14 protein-coding genes are annotated in these 16,748 nt (G+C 58.4%); 6 read left to right on the plus strand and 8 right to left on the minus strand.

Annotated elements, in window-relative coordinates:
• Positions 1 to 62: 62 nt before the first annotated feature.
• Genes HGP17_RS16430 through HGP17_RS16440 form a run of 3 tightly spaced genes read right to left on the minus strand, consistent with a single transcriptional unit; the run spans position 63 to position 3,036 of the window.
• Positions 63 to 1,100 carry a histidine kinase dimerization/phosphoacceptor domain -containing protein gene (locus tag HGP17_RS16430; RefSeq protein WP_168810764.1) on the minus strand — a complete coding sequence of 346 codons (1,038 nt, stop codon included), beginning with the start codon at positions 1,098 to 1,100 and terminating at the stop codon, positions 63 to 65.
• Positions 1,100 to 1,546, minus strand: coding sequence for a response regulator (locus HGP17_RS16435; protein ID WP_168810765.1), 447 nt, complete (start codon positions 1,544 to 1,546; stop codon positions 1,100 to 1,102). Before HGP17_RS16435 ends, HGP17_RS16430 begins: the two co-directional genes overlap by 1 nt.
• Entirely contained in the window at positions 1,543 to 3,036 is a 1,494-nt protein-coding gene (locus tag HGP17_RS16440) for a CHASE3 domain-containing protein (protein ID WP_168810766.1), read from the minus strand. Before HGP17_RS16440 ends, HGP17_RS16435 begins: the two co-directional genes overlap by 4 nt.
• Before the next feature lie 581 nt (positions 3,037 to 3,617).
• Between HGP17_RS16440 and HGP17_RS16445 the strand changes: the two genes are divergently transcribed.
• From HGP17_RS16445 to HGP17_RS16455, 3 genes are all read left to right on the plus strand, one after another.
• Positions 3,618 to 5,420: a diguanylate cyclase gene (locus HGP17_RS16445; protein ID WP_168810767.1), complete on the plus strand. Its 1,803-nt coding sequence runs from the start codon at positions 3,618 to 3,620 to the stop codon at positions 5,418 to 5,420.
• A 231-nt stretch (positions 5,421 to 5,651) separates the two neighbouring features.
• Positions 5,652 to 6,722: a serine hydrolase gene (locus tag HGP17_RS16450; protein ID WP_168810768.1), complete on the plus strand. Its 1,071-nt coding sequence runs from the start codon at positions 5,652 to 5,654 to the stop codon at positions 6,720 to 6,722.
• 7 nt (positions 6,723 to 6,729) lie between these two features.
• A complete protein-coding gene (locus tag HGP17_RS16455) occupies positions 6,730 to 7,281 on the plus strand; it encodes a GNAT family protein (RefSeq protein WP_168810769.1) in 552 nt (183 codons plus the stop codon).
• Here the strand turns inward: HGP17_RS16455 and HGP17_RS16460 are convergent.
• Entirely contained in the window at positions 7,264 to 8,073 is an 810-nt protein-coding gene (locus HGP17_RS16460; protein ID WP_168810770.1) for a helix-turn-helix transcriptional regulator, read from the minus strand. The genes HGP17_RS16455 and HGP17_RS16460 overlap by 18 nt on opposite strands.
• Positions 8,074 to 8,392: 319 nt before the next feature.
• Here HGP17_RS16460 and leuA point away from each other — a divergent pair, with 319 nt between their 5' ends.
• The gene (leuA, locus tag HGP17_RS16465) at positions 8,393 to 10,066 is read left to right on the plus strand and encodes a 2-isopropylmalate synthase (RefSeq protein WP_168810771.1); all 1,674 of its coding nucleotides are present in this window, start codon (positions 8,393 to 8,395) and stop codon (positions 10,064 to 10,066) included.
• Positions 10,067 to 10,072: 6 nt separating this feature from the next.
• Here leuA and HGP17_RS16470 read toward each other — a convergent pair whose 3' ends face one another.
• From HGP17_RS16470 to HGP17_RS16485, 4 genes are all read right to left on the minus strand, one after another.
• Positions 10,073 to 11,749, minus strand: coding sequence for a DUF4166 domain-containing protein (locus tag HGP17_RS16470; protein WP_348648955.1), 1,677 nt, complete (start codon positions 11,747 to 11,749; stop codon positions 10,073 to 10,075).
• A gap of 5 nt (positions 11,750 to 11,754) precedes the next feature.
• The gene (locus HGP17_RS16475) at positions 11,755 to 12,180 is read right to left on the minus strand and encodes a DCC1-like thiol-disulfide oxidoreductase family protein (protein WP_168810773.1); all 426 of its coding nucleotides are present in this window, start codon (positions 12,178 to 12,180) and stop codon (positions 11,755 to 11,757) included.
• 183 nt (positions 12,181 to 12,363) lie between these two features.
• Complete coding sequence (locus HGP17_RS16480) at positions 12,364 to 12,618, minus strand: hypothetical protein (protein ID WP_168810774.1); 255 nt, start codon at positions 12,616 to 12,618, stop codon at positions 12,364 to 12,366.
• 182 nt (positions 12,619 to 12,800) lie between these two features.
• Positions 12,801 to 13,646, minus strand: coding sequence for a phosphatase PAP2 family protein (locus HGP17_RS16485; RefSeq protein WP_246704122.1), 846 nt, complete (start codon positions 13,644 to 13,646; stop codon positions 12,801 to 12,803).
• Between the two features lie 409 nt (positions 13,647 to 14,055).
• Here HGP17_RS16485 and HGP17_RS16490 point away from each other — a divergent pair, with 409 nt between their 5' ends.
• Both HGP17_RS16490 and adh read left to right on the plus strand, forming a co-directional pair.
• Positions 14,056 to 15,009, plus strand: a complete 954-nt coding sequence (locus HGP17_RS16490; protein ID WP_168810776.1) for a helix-turn-helix domain-containing protein — start codon at positions 14,056 to 14,058, stop codon at positions 15,007 to 15,009.
• Between the two features lie 156 nt (positions 15,010 to 15,165).
• Positions 15,166 to 16,674, plus strand: a complete 1,509-nt coding sequence (adh, locus tag HGP17_RS16495; RefSeq protein WP_168810778.1) for an aldehyde dehydrogenase — start codon at positions 15,166 to 15,168, stop codon at positions 16,672 to 16,674.
• Positions 16,675 to 16,748 lie beyond the last annotated feature (74 nt).

Here is a 16,748-nt window from a genome sequence, read left to right on the forward strand (position 1 = left end):
TAGCGCAAGCCAATTGGGCGGCGAACAGCATGCCCGATTGGCTGGTGAAGAGGTGAAGTGCCTTATGTAGAGGCGCCTTGCAGGCTCCAGGCCGTAGTAACGAGCGTCCCTTCGGAAGCGTCGTATGCAACCTTTCCTTCCAGCCGCGTTGCCATCGCATTGATGAGCTTGCTGCCGAGGCCGGTTCCTTGGGCACGATCGGAGGGGCTGAAGCCAATGCCGTTGTCGCGAATGACAAGCGTTGCCTGCTGCGGTTCCGCTTTGAGCGTCACCCAGATACGACCGGCCCTGTTCGGAAATGCATACTTGATGGCGTTCGTCACCAGTTCGGTGGCGATAACGCCAAGCGACACGGCCTTGTCCGGCGTCACGAACATCCGGTCGAGCTCCATGACCATTTCGATCTGCTGTTCCTTCGTGCGCGTCGTCGTCAGGAGCTCGTTGATCAGCGAACGCAGATAGACGTCGAGCTCGACCTCACCGTCACTTTCGGACGTGTAAAGGCTGCGATGGACACCCGCGATGGCCGTAATTCGGCTCTGGGTTTCCATGAGCACCGCTTTCGATTCTTCGGTGCTGACGGTTTGAATCTGCATGCGGATCATGGCCGACACGAGCGCCAGACTATTGGCGATACGGTGGTTCATTTCCGCAAGCAGAAGTTCGGCCCGCTCCTTGGCGATCAGCAATTGCCGGTCTGCCAGTTCCTTTGCCAGGCGAAGACGATGGTTTTCGACCGCCTGATCTAGCGTGCTGACGAGAAGCGGAAAGAAATCTTCGTTCGGCGATTTCATGACATAATCGGCTGCTCCGCTTCGCAGAGCCGTTATCGCAACCTGAGCGTCACTGGAGCCCGTCACATAGAGAATCGGAACCGTGCGTGCTTTTTCGCCGATCGTTTCGAGGAAATGAAGGCCGGTGCTATCCTGCAGATAGTGATCCAGCACGACCGCGTCGAACCCTCCTGCCTCGAACGATACCAGGCCCGCAGCAACGGATGGCGCATGCTGCACAAGATAACCGTGCCGCGACAGAATACGCTCCGCCAGCCGGGATAGGGCCGGGTCATCGTCGATATAGAGGATTTTCGCGTTTGCCATCAGGATGCCGAAGGCACTTGAATGACGGAGAAGAACAGGCCAAGGTTTCGAATAGCGTTGGCAAATCCTTCATAGTCGACCGGCTTGGTGATGTAGACGTTAGCGCCGAGATCGTAGCATTTCTGAATTTCCCGCTCATCGTCCGTCGTCGTCAGAACGACGACCGGAAGGCGCTTGGAATGCTCATTGCTCTTGATCTGCTCGAGGATGTCGATGCCCGACATGTCCGGAAGATTGAGGTCGAGAAGGATGAGCAGATGGCGATCCTGATTGATCAGGCCGTCGCGCTTTTCGCCGAGCAGGAAGTCGAGCGCCTTCTTGCCATAGGTGAATGGGATGATCTCGTTGTTCACGCCCGCACGGCGGACGTTCTTCTCGATGAGGCGCGCATGGCCCTCGTCGTCTTCGATCATGACGATGGTGACTTCCTGGCCTGTCGTTCTCATGCTGGCATACTCCTTACAATTTTTGTGAGATCCGACGGAAGCACCAGTCTGAAGATGCTGCCTGTCCCCAACTCCGATTCAACCGTGATATCACCGCCGAGGTTTCTGATTAGCGAACGAACATAGGCAAGCCCGATGCCTTCGCCCGGCTGGTCCTGATCACCGGCGCGCCGGAATAGCTCGAAGACGCGGTCCAGATCCTGCTTGGCAATGCCGCGACCGTTGTCACGGACATCGACCCTGATCCTGTCTCGTCCCTCCCGATAGGCATTCACGCGCAAATGCAGAGGGCGGCCCTTCACCTGATACTTGACGGCATTGTCGAACAGATTGCCGAAGATCTGATCGAGCGAGAAGCGGTCTGCGATGAAATTCCCGACCGTGACCGAGATTTCCGCCTTGCCATCCGTATCGGCGATCTGATGATGAACGCTTGCGGCGGTGGCTTCGAGCAGGCCCTTCAAATCGATCTGCTCCGGCTGCAATTTGCGCCGACCGTCGCGGGAAATCTTCAGGATCGCGTTGATCAGCGAGTCCATCTTCTGGGTCGACGAGCGGATGAAACCGACGGCTTCGGGCAAATCTTCCTCGACCGCAAGACGGGCTTCGCGGATTTCGGTTTCATTCGGCCTGTTTTCGTCTGCAAGAACATAGGCACGCAGCGATTTGAGTGAATTCTCAAGTTCGCTCAGGAAGCCCATGATATTGACCAGCGGCGCGCGCAGGTCGTGCGTCACGATATAGGCGAAGCGCTGAATTTCCTGATTGGCCTGCATGAGGTCCTGGGTGCGTTCGTTGACGCGCTCTTCCAGGCCGGTATTGAGAATCTGAACCGCTTCGCGCGCCCTGGAAAGATCACGGATATGCTGGAAGATGATCGTGACTGCGCCGGCAAGCACCAGACCGATCGCAAATGCGGCGCAGATCATGACCCAACGCAGATTTTGAGCTGCCGACAGCTGATCGGAGACCATGCCGACCAAGCGCCTGTCGATCGTTGCCAGGAACGTGCCGAGCAGGCTCCTGATGTCGTGCATATATTTTTCGCCCGTATTGGTTTTTACCAGCGCGATCGCATCCGGCATTCTCGATTGCTGGGCGTAATCGAGCGCGGTTTTCAATTCCGCCATCTTGAGATCGATGGCCGTGTCCAGACCCTTGAGCTGACCGGCATATTCCGAATCGGCGGCAACGAGTTCCGTCAGTCTGGAGCGGCGGGCCGGAAGTTCCGCAACCGCCTTGTTGTAGGGCGAGAGATAGGAGGCGTCGCCGGTCAGCAGATAGCCGCGCTGCCCGGTCTCGGCATCCTGAATGGTGCTCAGCAGATCGGCCGCGAAGCTGCGCAGTCTGCGCAGTTCGGTCGTGCGGGACGAGTATTCACTATTGAGCTGCACCAGCCATAGGGACGAGCCGACGATAACGACAAGGACAGCAATGCCGACAATGAGGGCCAGCAGCGTTGACCGAAAGAAATACGCATTTGATTTCATGTATATCCATCCGCGCGTTGGCACGCGCTGTCTTGTATCGCGACAGTTTGTTAAAGGAAAGCACAACATTAGCCGCCGACGTCAGGGATTTTTTGCTGAGGTCGTTTTTGGTTTACGCGGCGATCGGAGCTGTCTCATATTTGCTCGGCGAACTGGCCGGTGACCGCAGGCGAGCGAAAGCAGATATTGCCGAATAAGAATATCATAATATTTCACTCTTGAAGCGAATGTCCCGCATTGAGGCAATCACTTGTGGAACTTAAGCATGTATTTCCCAGCTTCCAGTGGATTTATGGATTGTAGATCTGAAAATCGATTTGTTGGCGATGCTGTCGTATTCACCCCTGACGACAGCCGGGAGTTCTGGCGCTGGCCCCTCAGCCGGGGCTGGAATTCCCGTCAGTGGAAATCGTCGCCTATGCCGCTTCACTCTGTATGATATAAGTAAAGTTTCATATAGGGTCAGTAACGCTTGAAAGACGTTTGGAGTGTTATACTCGCGGCGGTTCGCGAGGCCTCGCTGCAAATGGGGATCGAAACATCCCGGCGATCGGGCGTGAACGGGCGCAGGAAGGCGGCATATGAGAATTACGACAATAACGAACTGGGCCTACGGCATCACCGTGGTCCTGACCGTGCTGTCTGCTTTAGCCTTTATCCTGTCTGCCCGAAGCGCCCTGCAGGAAAGACAAGCGGTGGAGCAACATCTGTTGCTGAACAGCATGGGCGAGGAGCTTGCGCTTGGTGCGGAAGAGACGACGGATGAAGCGCGCCTCTATGTGATGCGCGGCGAGCAGAGGCACCTAGATGCCTTCACGATCGACGACGGCGAGGAGCGCAGGCGCGACACCGCCGTCAACGCGTTGCGTGCTGTCGGCATACCGGATGCCGAGCGCCAGATCATCGAGCAGGTGGCAACCGACTCGGACGCGCTGGATACGGTAGAGGAGGCGGCCGTCGCAACCTATCGCGGTGGCGATCAGGCGGGAGCCCGAACGGCTTTGTTCGGCCCGGAGCATGAGCGCACCCAGACGGCGCTTCTCAATGATGTCAATCAATTCCGCGCCTTGGCCAGTGCCCGGACCGAGGCGGCGATGCGCAACGCGCAGGCACGAAGCGACCTGTGGGCGAATATCGCCAAGACGATGCTGGGTCTGACGGCGGCAATCTTTATTGCGGTGCTTTATTTCATTCTGCGGCGCAGGGTCGCCCTGCCGTTGATCCGCATGACCGGCATCGTCAATCGGCTGGCAAACCAGGATTACAGCGTCGAACTTCCGACGGATCGTCGCGGCGATGAGATCGGCGAGATGAACGATGCGATACAGATTTTCCGGGAGAATGGCCTTGAGCGGAACCGGCTCGACGCGGAACGCAAGCGCGACCTGCAAACCAAGGACGTCATTCTGCAGATGATGCATCGCCTGCAGGCCTGCTACGCGCAGGAGGAACTGGCCGAAGTCGTTGCGCTATTCGTGCCGCAGATCTTTCCGGGGATTGCCGGGAGCCTCTACACCATGAACGAGAGCCGGACGGCGCTGAGCGAAGTCAGCCGCTGGCTGGACCCCGTTCATTCCGAGCGATCCTTCTCTGCCGCATCCTGCTGGGGATTGCGGCGCGGCCGACCGCACGTCAGCCACGTGGAAGACAATGATATTTCCTGCCAGCATCTCGATGAGTCAGGCGTGCCCGGGCTGTGCGTGCCGTTGACGGCGCTGGGCGAGGCGATCGGCCTCCTCTATTTCGAGGACAAGACCAAGGATGCGACTGCGGTTCATGCGCCACAGCTTTATCTCGAGCTGATCGCCGAAAATATTGGCCTTGCCATCGCCAATCTTCAGCTGCGGGACAAGCTTGTCAATCTGGCGATCCGCGATGCGTTGACGGGGCTGTTCAACCGCCGCTCCCTGGATGAAGCGCTGAACAATCTGCACAGGGATCAATCGGCCCGCACGGTTGTTTGCATGATGATCGATATCGATCACTTCAAGCGCTTCAACGACGAGTTCGGTCACGATGCTGGCGACGAGGTGTTGCGTCATGTCGCGCAGATCGTGTCCGACACGGTGGGTGGCGCCGGCACGGCCTATCGTTTCGGTGGCGAGGAACTGACTGTGATCGCGACCGATATGGCCGATGGCGACGGCTTCGATCTTGCCGACAAGATCCGCAGCAGCGTCTTTACTACGCCCTTCTCCTATCGCGGACGGATTGTCGGGCCATTGTCGATCTCTGTGGGCATTGCCTCCTCGCCTGCGTCAGGCCCGACGACGACGCTCATCAATCGTGCCGATGGCGCGCTGCTCAAGGCGAAGTTGACCGGCCGCAACAAAACCGTGGCGGCTTTTGCGAGGGAACACGAGGAGGAACTGAAGAGAGGATAACTCTCGGATCAGTCGATGCCCGCAATAGTTGAATTTCTGCGCCTGAGGCTCTTGGAAAAACCCTGGGTTTCATCCATTGTGTGTCAGCTGGATTTGATCCAGGTGGATGTCGCGCATGTTCCTGTCGGATCGCTTATGGGCGTTCCGTGTGCTGCCACGTCCGATCAACCTGGATTATTGAACACTGTCTGATGCCCGATCGTCCGTGAAATGTGGAGGCAGCAATTTCATATGGTCGCAACCAGTCATGAAATGAAGTTCCCAGGGCTGCAGCAGCCGGAAGCGCTAGGATTTGATTCCGCGATTGGCCGCAAGTTTCTGGCTGGCATCGAAGCCGGCTTGTTGAGAGATAGTCATGTGGTTCTAGCTGCCCGCGCCGGGCAGATGTTTCTTCAGCATTATTCTGTCGGTCAGGATGAAAATTGGGGCGAACCTCTCGGCGAGGTGACCTTTACCGCGGACACGCTTCACGATCTTCGCTCCATCACAAAGAGCATCGTCGGACTCCTATATGGTATCGCGCTTGAGAAAGGGCTCGTGCCAGCGCTGGATGTCCCGCTCCTTACCCAATTTCCTGAGTATGAGGATCTGGCGGCAGACAAAGAACGCCTGAAGATCAAAATTGAGCATGCTCTCGCGATGACGCTCGGCATGGAATGGGACGAAGACCGTCCTTATACCGATCTTTTGAACAGCGAAATTGCCATGGAGAACGCTGAGGACCGCTACCGCTTTGTTCTTGAGCGTCCGATCGTTGCGGAGCCCGGAAGCACTTGGATCTATTCTGGCGGCAGCGTCGCCCTCGTGGGCGCGATCATCGAGAGGGGTACCGGCAAAACCCTTCCCGATTTCGCGAAAGAGGTTTTGTTCGAGCCTTTGAATATCACTCAATTTCACTGGTCTACCGGCCCGGATGGTGTGGCTTCGGCGGCCTCGGGATTGCGTTTGACGGCACCCGACCTGTTGAAGATCGGCACGCTCGTTCTGCAGAAAGGCGTGTGGGGCGAGCGACGGATTGTCTCCGAAGATTGGATTAATCGATCGCTGACGCCGGCCGTCTCGACCGGCGATGATTTGAGTTACGGCATGCTTTGGTTTTGCGGCCATACCCCGACGCCAGCGTTTCCCGATCCGCGTCCATGGTGTGCAGGCTTTGGCAATGGTGGACAACGCCTGTGGCTGCTGCCGGACGCGGGCATCGCCGCCGTCACATATTCAGGCAAGTACAATGTATGGAGCGCCTGGATCACGCCGGCTCGCATTTGGTTTGAGATCATTCTTGCCAACTTCCTGAAGGCTTGAGCTCGTTATGGCCGCGCCAAAGGCAGACTTTCCCGAATTGTCGAGCGAGCGCCTGCGTTTGCGCGCGCTGACCCCTGAAGATTTGGATGCGTTTCATGAGTTGATGTCCATTCCCGAGGTCACGCGATTTTCCAACTGGCCCGACGCACCGAAAAAGACGCAGATGGAGCGCTCGCTTAAATGGATCGGTAGCATGTTCCATAAGGGAAACGGCTGCGGATGGGGGATTGAGGATCGGATCTCCGGGCAGCTGCTTGGAGGTGTTCGCCTTCATGTTATCGATCAATACTCCAAATGTGCGCAGCTTGGTTATGAGCTCAATCCGTCTGCCTGGGGAAGAGGCTTGATGAGCGAAGCCGTGGACGCAGTGCTGCAGTGCGGTTTCGGCGATTTGTCGCTTAACCGCATCGAGGCCTGGACGTTGCCGGGCAATCCCGCATCGGATCGGGTTCTGGAGAAGTCCGGTTTCCGATATGAAGGCACGCTGCGGCAGAAAGCCCGTTTCAAAGACGCATTTCATGACTTCCGGATGTTTGGCTGCCTAGCCGGCGAGCGATAGGCCCCGTTCTTCGGAAGCATTTCGAGCGGTGTCGGATGGTTCGGCCGGCTGAAAATAGTCTCGCGGTGATCGGCCCAATGATCGTTTGAACATGGCGGAGAAGGCGCTTGGGCTTTCATAGCCGCACTCCAGCGCAACATCGAGAATGGTCTTGCCTTCCGCCAGCAACATGAGCGCCCTGAGCATCCGCGCCTGCTGCCGCCATCGGCCGAAACTCAAGCCCGTCTCGCGTTGAAACAGCCGCATGAAGGTAGCCCGGCTCATGTGGAGCTCATGGGCGGCCTGCTCGATGGAAATATCACTGCCAAGATCGTTGCGAATTCGATCGCAGAATTCGGCGAGCGCCGCATGTTTCGGCAACGGCAGGTTCAGCGGCTGAGCCGGCAGGAAAGTCAGCTCCAACAGCAGCAGGCGGACAACAGCCTCGGCTATTTCGCGCCGCTCGGGCATTCCGACGAGGCTGGCAAGTCTCAAAATGAGTTCGCGAAGAAGCGGAGTAACCTCCACCACCATGCACTCGTTCGGCAAAGCAGGAATACCGTGGGTATCGATCAGAAGCGAACGGAACTGAACGTTCGTATGGCTTGCTGTCGCGTGTTCCAGATTGGGCGGCAGCCAGACCGCGCGGCTTGGCGGCACGACCCATGTACCGCTATCCGTGGTCAGCGACACCACGCCATTGACGGCATACAGCAACTGAGCCTCGCGGTGGCTATGTCTCGGGCTGGAGAAGCGATGTTGGTCATGCGCGATGACAGCGACGCCTTCCGTGATGCGGATGCCAGATCGCAAGTCGTTTGATCCTTTTGCGACGATATTTGATCCATGCTCGCAGGATTATCACGATCGCTGGCTATAACCTAGAGCTTCCCAAGCAGGATCATATCGTCAGTGTCGACCTCTTTCCAAAATTTGCGCGGATGCCAAAGGCTGCTGTCTGCAGGCCTCATATCCGTGCATGTCGAGGTTGGCGCTGCTGAAGCGGTTAAACATCTGTCTGCTTCCGTTGCACTGCGACTTACCGGCGGTCGTCGGGCCTGACGGCATCCCGGCGACCGTACGCTGCTGTCCGCTTTTCTCCCGACGTATAGACACGCAACGGAAATCATCGATGTTGAAGAACCCTGAAACGAAGTATCGCCCCTTTATTTCTCCGATTGAATTGCCGGATCGGCAATGGCCGAACAAAAGGCTGACCAAGGCGCCGCGCTGGCTGTCGACGGACCTGCGTGACGGAAACCAGGCGCTCGCCAATCCGATGGACGTGGAGCGCAAGCTCCGTTTCTACGACATGCTGATCGCCTCTGGCTTCAAGGAGATCGAGGTTGCTTTTCCCTCGGCCTCGCAGATCGAATTCGATTTCGTTCGAGCGCTGATCGAGGGCGACCGCATTCCCGAAGATGTGGCAATACAGGTGCTGACACAGTCACGTGCCGATCTGATCGCGCGCACGTTCGAATCCCTGCAAGGCGCCCGCAAGGCCATCGTCCATCTCTACAATGCAACGGCGCCCCTTTTCCGCCGTGTCGTCTTTGGCATGGAGCGGCATGAGATCGTCGATCTGGCGATCACTGGCGTTACGGCGATGCTGAAGGAGAGTCTCAAACGGCCCGACACCGATTGGACTTTCGAATATTCGCCGGAAACCTTCTGCTTCACCGAACCGGATTTCGCGCTCGAGATTTGCGAACGCGTCCTGGATGTCTGGCAGCCGACGGCGGATCGCCCGGCTATCCTCAACTTGCCGGCGACGGTCGAGGTGGCGATGCCGAACGTCTATGCCGACCAGATCGAATGGTTCTGCCGCAATATCTCGCGCCGGGATGCCGTCATCATCAGCGTGCATCCGCACAACGACAGGGGCACGGCCGTCGCTTCCGCCGAGCAAGCGCTGCTGGCAGGCGCTGAGCGTGTCGAGGGCTGCCTCTTCGGCAACGGCGAGCGTACCGGCAACGTCGATCTGGTAACGCTAGCCATGAACCTCTATACGCAGGGAATCGATCCGGAACTCTATTTTCCATCGATCCGCGAGGTGGTCAGCACGGTCGAATACTGCAACGGGATCACGCTCCATCCGCGCCATCCCTATGCAGGCGAACTGGTCCACACGGCTTTTTCCGGTTCGCACCAGGATGCCATTCGCAAGGGCTTCGCCGCTCATGAGCGCCGCAACGACGGCATTTGGGAAATGCCATATCTGCCTGTCGATCCAGCCGATATCGGCGAAAGCTACGAAGCGGTCATCCGTGTCAACAGCCAGTCAGGCAAGGGCGGGGTCGCATGGGTGATCGAGCAGGACAAAGGCCTGAAACTGCCGCGCGCCATGCAGGTGGATTTCAGCCGATGCATACAGCTGCTCGCCGACGAGACCAAGCGCGAGCTGACGGCCGAAGACATCTGGAGCGAGTTCGTGCGCTCCTATCATGTCGACGACATCAGCATTTTTGCGCTTCTCGACTATGAGGGGGGTCTGCGCAATGGCGGTGGTGCCGAGCGCATCTTTACGGGTCGCATTCGCCATCGGGATCGGGACATCGCCGTGACCGGTCGGGGCAATGGCCTCGTGTCGTCGGTCCTTGCCGCGATGGCGGATGCCTTCGGTGTGGATTTGAACGTTGTCGATTACCAGGAACATGCGCTTCGTCGTGGAGCTGATGCGAAGGCGGCGGCTTATCTGCAATGCGTCCGGCCGGACGGTAGCGAGGTCTTCGGCGTTGGCATCGATGACGATGTTGCTACCGCAACGGTAAAGGCCGTGCTCAGCGCAGCAAGCGCCGGCGACTGATCGTTCCTATGACTCCGCGCTATCGGCCGGGACCGGTTGATGGCGAGGGGCTGGGGTAGCATCGCATGAGGCGGTCTGCCCCAGCCATCCTCGATAATGCACGATCAAGCCCACAAATAGCAGCCCGATCGAGACATCGAAGTGAAAGCGGCCGTCCTCCGACCATTCATAGGCCGTGCTGCGTGGTGCGAGAGGGAGGGGCAGACGAAGACCGAAAAGCGACCATTTGCGTATCTCCATGCTCAGCCCATTGCCGCGCGGCGTAAGGTCGAAGGAGAAGCGAAACGGCCCGAAGCGCTCGACAAGATGACCCCTCTCCTTGCTCAGATGGCTGGAGAAGAGCTGACCGGAAAAATCGCGCGTCCATCGTTCGATGCCGTTATTTTCCTCGAAAGAGACGTGCAATGGATGGTGGCCTGCCGTCGGAAACCGGAATAGTCCGGCGACGAGCCGAGCCGGCAACGAAATCCCGCGGCTGACTAGCGCCTCTCCCGCCGCGCCGCCGTCGCCAAAAACCTCATGCATCGTCCGTACCGGTGCGGATAGCTCAGCGAAGTCGGCTCCCATCACGCGTTGATAAAGCGGCATGTAGGATTTCTCCACGACGGCGTCGTTGATGGCAAGATCGCGAAAGAGAGCGCGGAACTCGGTAAGATCTAGAAGCTCATTGGCGGCGCGCGCACCTGCGCAGAGGCGATCGTCACAAAGGGCGCGCGTCAGCAATTGCGCCGGAAGCGTGGGGATCTCCACGCCGTCGCCGTTTTCGGCGATGAGGGTCCAGCGCCGGGCCAGCATCGCACCTCGGCAAATACCTTTAACCTCGATAACCATGGCTGAACGCGCAGTGCCCAGCCGTGCAGTCAGGCCTTGCAAGGGCAACAGAAAGCGATTGAATTTCTGCAGCGATGAAACCCAACCGAAGACCACCGCCCACGACATCAGCCAGAGAGCGAGAGTCTGGAAGGCAAATTCCGGCCCTGCCCGAAAGACGACGGCCGGCTTACCCGGTATGCCCTCGACCAGGAGATCGTGATCCGGAACGTCGGCCAGCGCGACCAGCCTGCGCAGGCGCGGCTTGCCAGCGATCATGAAGCTTTCGCGCTTCAGCATGTGCCAGCCGGTTCCATCCTGCCAGCGCTTGCCTCGCCAGAGCCGTACGGGTTTGCCGACATAGCTTAGGATCGCCGAAGCGACGGACGCGCCCGCGGTGGCGCGATTGGAGGCGCCGATCGCCATCTCGATGGAGCGAACCTCGGACATGCCGTCGGCAAGATCTGCAACCGCCGCACTGGAGAGGGCTGGCACGCTCGATGCGCCAGAGAGGATACAAACGCCGGCCATCTTGGCTGCGTCGTCAAGTGCGCCGATTGTGCCGACAAAATCGCGAGCATCGGCAAGATCAATATAGTGAATTCCAGCCGCAATGCAGGCGCGCGCGACACGGTGATCTCCATTCTGGAACGGGCCTGCGGCATCGATCACGACAAAGGGCTGGTGATTGGCAAGAACGTCCGCCATGTCGCCGTGCCGGTCGACGCGCAAGCCGATCGCGTTTGGCAGTTTTCGCGCCAGTGCTTCCGCCGCTTCGCCGTTTCGTCCGGCAACCAGCACATGGAAACCATCGCCGGAAAGGCGTCGCGACAGCCGTGACCCGAAGCCGCCATAGCCGCCGAGAACAAGCACCTTCTTCAAAGGATCCGATCCGCTTGTTCGGGCGTTGGCAACCAGCATGTTTCGCGCTTGCCGAAAAATCGATAGCGATTGCGGGCAAGCCAGCGATAGGCAGGATTTCGCAGGGCTCTGGGCACCAAAAGCAGCAACGATAGCGCTCTCCAGGGCCAGCCGAGGCCGGCATAAATCGAAAGCACGGCGTCGCTGTCGCGCAGCACACTCGCCCCGTCGACGATGATCAGGCTATCTGGATTGGCGGGATCAATGCCGCAGCGTCGATAAAGCTGCGCTCCAACTTCATTTTGCATGGATGCGAGGCGGAAGCGGCCTATGCGGTCGTGACGCAGAACGAATTGCGCATTTGCCGAGCATAATACGCACATGGCATCGAAGACGATGATCGGGCCTTGATGATCGATGGCGTTGATGTCGCTCTTGAGCATGTCTGTGTCTGCTGGCGTTAACTGCAAGCAGCTTTGCCTGCTTGTCGCCGGCAGGTCAATCGCATGACGTGCTTGCATGCATCAGACATTGACAAAAGCTTGTGATGTCTGCCCGACAAGTCCGGCGTAAAAAACAACTTGGCCCGACTTGAAGGTCGGGCCAAGTGGATGTTGAGAGATTAATCAGCGATAGCGCCAGCCGTCGTGCCAACGTTCGCGGTGCATCCAATAGCGATGACCATCCCAGTAGCCGCGGCCTGGATAAAAGATGCCGACTGCCGGGCCGCCCGGGACCACAACAACGGGTCGACGGTTCGGATGGCAATAGCCATAGGGGCCACGGTGGAAGCCGACGCCGCATCCTTCGCGGGCTTCAGCCGGCGACATCGTCGCAAAACAGGCGGTAGCTGCAAGGGCCAGAAAGATAAACTTCTTCATGATAACCTCTTCACGTTTTTTCCCTTCGGTTCTTAAACGCCCGGGACCGGCAAATCTGTCGTTCCAAAATGAGATTTTTTTATTTTTTCTTCGTGTAAGTTTGCCGGGATCGTTAATTTTTTCATAAAATTGTTTTTATTCAATAATTTAGGTTGCCGTTATCTGTCCCGTCTTCCGGTCCGTTACGGTAGAAGTTCAGGTTTCGCCGTGCGTGCTCTGTCGGCTCGGACGCTACGCTGCATTGTTTTAAAGAGGCTCGCGTTGAACAGCGCACCCAGGTTTGGGAGCATGGTTTTGTAGCATTTATCGAGGCAAAGATACCCATCCGAGCTGTAGGTAAAAAGCAGCTCCCGGCGTGCAAAAGCATGCGCGAGCCATAAGGTGAAGGCGACGCCGACACCCCAACCCATAAACGTATCGCTCGCCCAATGGGCACCAACCCACTGGCGCGACAAGCAGATTAAGATGCCTGTCGGCACGACAATCGGGCGAAGCCGTGGGAAGACCAATGCCAGGGATATCGCCATCGCGCCCGCTGTCGCGGAATGCCCCGACGGAAAGGAGGCGAAGTCTGCGTGAAACGAAAAGGGCCGGAAATAGAAGACGCCGTCCACCTGGATGAATTTTGGTCGGGCCCGGCCAATGATATTCTTCAGAAGAGAAGCAACAAGACCACCCCCGGCGACAGATATGAAGATGAATGCGGACGATGTCGCGACGAGCTTCGAGCTTATCCGGGCAGTTTTCCTCAACTTCTCAGCTGGCACGAGAGCGGCCGACATCAAAAGGCCGCCGCTCAGCGAAAGCACCAGAAGCCCAGTGCCGAGGCCGCTGATCCACTTGGCCATGCCGCGCAGTTGTCCAGGAAAGGATTTCATCCAGATCGCAAGCGGATAATCGGCTACCGTCAGGATCAATATGGACAGCAAGAGGAAGATGCCGATGATCAGCATCGGCCGTTCGAGAAAAGCCCGATTTGCAGGCACCTCGCGTGTCGGCTTGATGAAGAGACGCTTGATGCCGCTCATCGCCCGCGTCCGACACGAATTCGCGGTGTTGGACAGGCCCTTCTTCATAGAGCGCAACTCCTTGCGCGTTTTTCATGAGAGGGAGGCCGCGATTGACCGTTGATGCGGTAATTCATGAAAATTGGGCCTCGAGCTCCGACTGTTCACCGGGGGCATCGCTATAGACGTACGCTGACAGTCGCCTGAAAGAGCATTCTTGGGTTCGGGGAGGCCATGGCGACTTAAAGGGTCTGGGATCCGCCACGACGCTGTGGATTTACCGGCCTTGAGTATCGGTCCCAGTCGAAAAGGATTTTAAATCAGCCGGATACGGTGCCAGTGAGCCGACCGTGGTGAAAGAACCGGCGGAGGATTGCGTAAAACCGCTTTTTTAGCGACAATTACTATTGCGTTCGGTGGGAGGAGCCAGATGCACGAATATTCCGCGCATGCGGATCAGGTTTACGCGTCGGCGCAATCCGCGTCGGCCAGTTCGTCCGTTGCCGCTTCCTGGCGACGATGCATGTTGATGCATCGCCTCGCGCCGGAAGAGACGCGCTTGCCCATGCGGCTGACGCAGCAGGAGTTCGCGATTGCCGCTGAGCGCTCCCAGCGCCTGGTCGCCGAGGCGACCCTCGAGTTGGATCGTCTCTTCCTCGCAGTCGGCAAGGCGGGATGCTGCCTGTTGCTGACGGACAAGGATGGTATAGCGCTTGAGCGTCGTGGCGCTGCCGGCGATGACAAGGAGTTCCACGCGCTTGGTCTGTGGACCGGTTCGATCTGGACGGAAGCAAGCATTGGGACGAACGGTATCGGTACGGCTCTTGCCGACGAGCGGGCCGTCACCATCTTCCGGGATCAGCATTTCTTCTGCTCCAATATCGACTTGAGCTGCACGACCGCGCCGATCCGCGATCATCGGGGCCAGCTGGTGGGCGCGCTGGATATTTCGACCTGCCGAGATGACGTCAACGATGCGACTGTGGCGATCCTGTCGCAGACCGTTCGGGATGCGGCTTTACGCATCGAGCTGAACCTTTTCAGGAGCGCATTCGCCGGTGCCCGTTTCATCATGGTCCCGACGGATACGGCTTCCACCTCGGCGCTTCTTGCCGTTGACCGCAATGATCTCGTGCTTGGCGCGACGAAGGCCGCGCGCGTTGCGTTGAAATTGGATGATCTTCGTATCGAAGCCGGAATTCCGGCCTCCGACGTCCTGCGGGAACAGCAGGGTGAGGCGGGTGCGGACCTCATGGAGGCGGAACGCGCCGCGTTGCTGCGCGCCCTTTCTCGTGCCAACGGCAATGTATCGCAAGCGGCAGGGGCGCTCGGCATGAGCCGCTCGACGCTGCATAGGAAAATGAAGCGGCTTAATCTTCACTGAAGTGCCTGCAATGCCAATTGTGCGAAGGAGCTGTCGCAGAGTTGCGACACTGTGCGCTGCGGCACGACATGGTCAGGCTATCCCCCAAAGGCATATCGACGCAAATTTCTTCCCATTGGGTTCGCTCACCGAACCTGCCAACCAAGGGAGGATGGCATGCTGCATCAGAAGATCGTCGAATCTCCGTTCAAGCTGAAATACGGCAACTATATCGGCGGCGAATGGCGCGAGCCGATTGGTGGAAAATATTTCGACAACCTCACGCCGATCACCGGTGGCAAGATCTGCGAGATACCGCGCTCTGACGAAAAGGATATCAACGCCGCCATCGATGCCGCACATGCGGCAAAGGACAAGTGGGGCCGGACGTCCACCACCGAACGTTCCAATATCCTGATGAAAATCGCCCAGCGCATGGAAGACAAGCTGGAAGTGCTGGCGCAGGCCGAAAGCTGGGACAACGGTAAGCCGATCCGTGAAACCATGGCGGCCGATATTCCGCTCGCCATCGATCATTTCCGCTACTTTGCGTCCTGCATTCGTGCCCAGGAAGGTTCGATCGGCGAAATCGACCATGACACCGTCGCCTATCACTTCCATGAGCCGCTCGGCGTCGTTGGCCAGATCATTCCCTGGAACTTCCCGATCCTGATGGCCGCTTGGAAGCTTGCGCCGGCACTTGCCGCCGGCAATTGCGTCGTCATCAAGCCCGCGGAACAGACGCCAGCCTCGCTGCTCGTCTGGGCCGAGCTCATCGGCGACCTTCTGCCGCCCGGCGTGCTCAACATCGTCAACGGTTTCGGCCTTGAGGCCGGCAAGCCGCTGGCGACTAGCCCGCGCATCGCCAAGATCGCCTTTACCGGTGAGACGACGACAGGCCGGCTCATCATGCAATATGCCAGCCAGAACCTCATCCCCGTCACGCTCGAACTCGGCGGCAAGTCGCCGAACATCTTCTTTGCTGACGTCGCGGCTGAAGATGACGACTTCTTCGACAAGGCGCTCGAAGGCTTTGCAATGTTCGCCCTCAACCAGGGCGAGGTCTGCACATGCCCCAGTCGCGCGCTGATCCAGGAATCGGTCTACGACCGCTTCATGGAGCGGGCCGTCAAGCGCGTGGAAGCCATCAAGCAAGGCAATCCGCTGGATGCCGCAACCATGATCGGTGCGCAGGCTTCGAGCGAGCAGATGGAGAAGATCCTCTCCTATCTCGATATCGGCAGGCAGGAAGGCGCTGAAGTGCTGACGGGCGGCGCGCGCGCCGATCTCGGCGGCGAGCTGTCGAGCGGCTATTACATCAAGCCGACCATCTTCAAGGGCCACAACAAGATGCGTGTGTTCCAGGAGGAGATCTTCGGTCCTGTCGTATCGGTCACGACCTTCAAGGACGAGAAGGACGCGCTCGAAATCGCCAACGACACGCTCTATGGCCTCGGTGCCGGCGTGTGGACTCGCGACGGCAACCGCGCCTATCGCTTCGGCCGTGAAATCCAGGCCGGCCGTGTCTGGACGAATTGCTACCATGCCTATCCGGCGCACGCCGCCTTTGGCGGGTACAAGCAATCGGGCATCGGTCGCGAGACGCACAAGATGATGCTCGATCATTACCAGCAGACCAAAAACATGCTGGTCAGCTACAGCCCCAAGGCACTCGGCTTCTTCTGAGACCTCCCAATGAAGCCAACGAGGCTCCCGGTCGCGGCCGGGAGCCTTCGCGCATGACAATCGATCAAGGAGGA

The organism is Rhizobium sp. P38BS-XIX, assembly GCF_012641435.1.
In the GTDB taxonomy this organism is placed as follows: domain Bacteria; phylum Pseudomonadota; class Alphaproteobacteria; order Rhizobiales; family Rhizobiaceae; genus Rhizobium.

What these genes read in the sequence shown, in the direction of transcription:
- HGP17_RS16490 (WP_168810776.1), top strand. Translation starts at nt 14,056, where the DNA reads ATGCACGAATATTCCGCGCATGCGGATCAGGTTTACGCGTCGGCGCAA.
- HGP17_RS16455 (WP_168810769.1), top strand. Translation starts at nt 6,730, where the DNA reads ATGGCCGCGCCAAAGGCAGACTTTCCCGAATTGTCGAGCGAGCGCCTG.
- HGP17_RS16430 (WP_168810764.1), bottom strand. Translation starts at nt 1,100, where the DNA reads ATGGCAAACGCGAAAATCCTCTATATCGACGATGACCCGGCCCTATCC.
- HGP17_RS16485 (WP_246704122.1), bottom strand. Translation starts at nt 13,646, where the DNA reads ATGAGCGGCATCAAGCGTCTCTTCATCAAGCCGACACGCGAGGTGCCT.
- adh (WP_168810778.1), top strand. Translation starts at nt 15,166, where the DNA reads ATGCTGCATCAGAAGATCGTCGAATCTCCGTTCAAGCTGAAATACGGC.
- HGP17_RS16450 (WP_168810768.1), top strand. Translation starts at nt 5,652, where the DNA reads ATGGTCGCAACCAGTCATGAAATGAAGTTCCCAGGGCTGCAGCAGCCG.
- HGP17_RS16475 (WP_168810773.1), bottom strand. Translation starts at nt 12,180, where the DNA reads ATGCTCAAGAGCGACATCAACGCCATCGATCATCAAGGCCCGATCATC.
- HGP17_RS16440 (WP_168810766.1), bottom strand. Translation starts at nt 3,036, where the DNA reads ATGAAATCAAATGCGTATTTCTTTCGGTCAACGCTGCTGGCCCTCATT.
- HGP17_RS16445 (WP_168810767.1), top strand. Translation starts at nt 3,618, where the DNA reads ATGAGAATTACGACAATAACGAACTGGGCCTACGGCATCACCGTGGTC.
- leuA (WP_168810771.1), top strand. Translation starts at nt 8,393, where the DNA reads ATGTTGAAGAACCCTGAAACGAAGTATCGCCCCTTTATTTCTCCGATT.
- HGP17_RS16480 (WP_168810774.1), bottom strand. Translation starts at nt 12,618, where the DNA reads ATGAAGAAGTTTATCTTTCTGGCCCTTGCAGCTACCGCCTGTTTTGCG.
- HGP17_RS16435 (WP_168810765.1), bottom strand. Translation starts at nt 1,546, where the DNA reads ATGAGAACGACAGGCCAGGAAGTCACCATCGTCATGATCGAAGACGAC.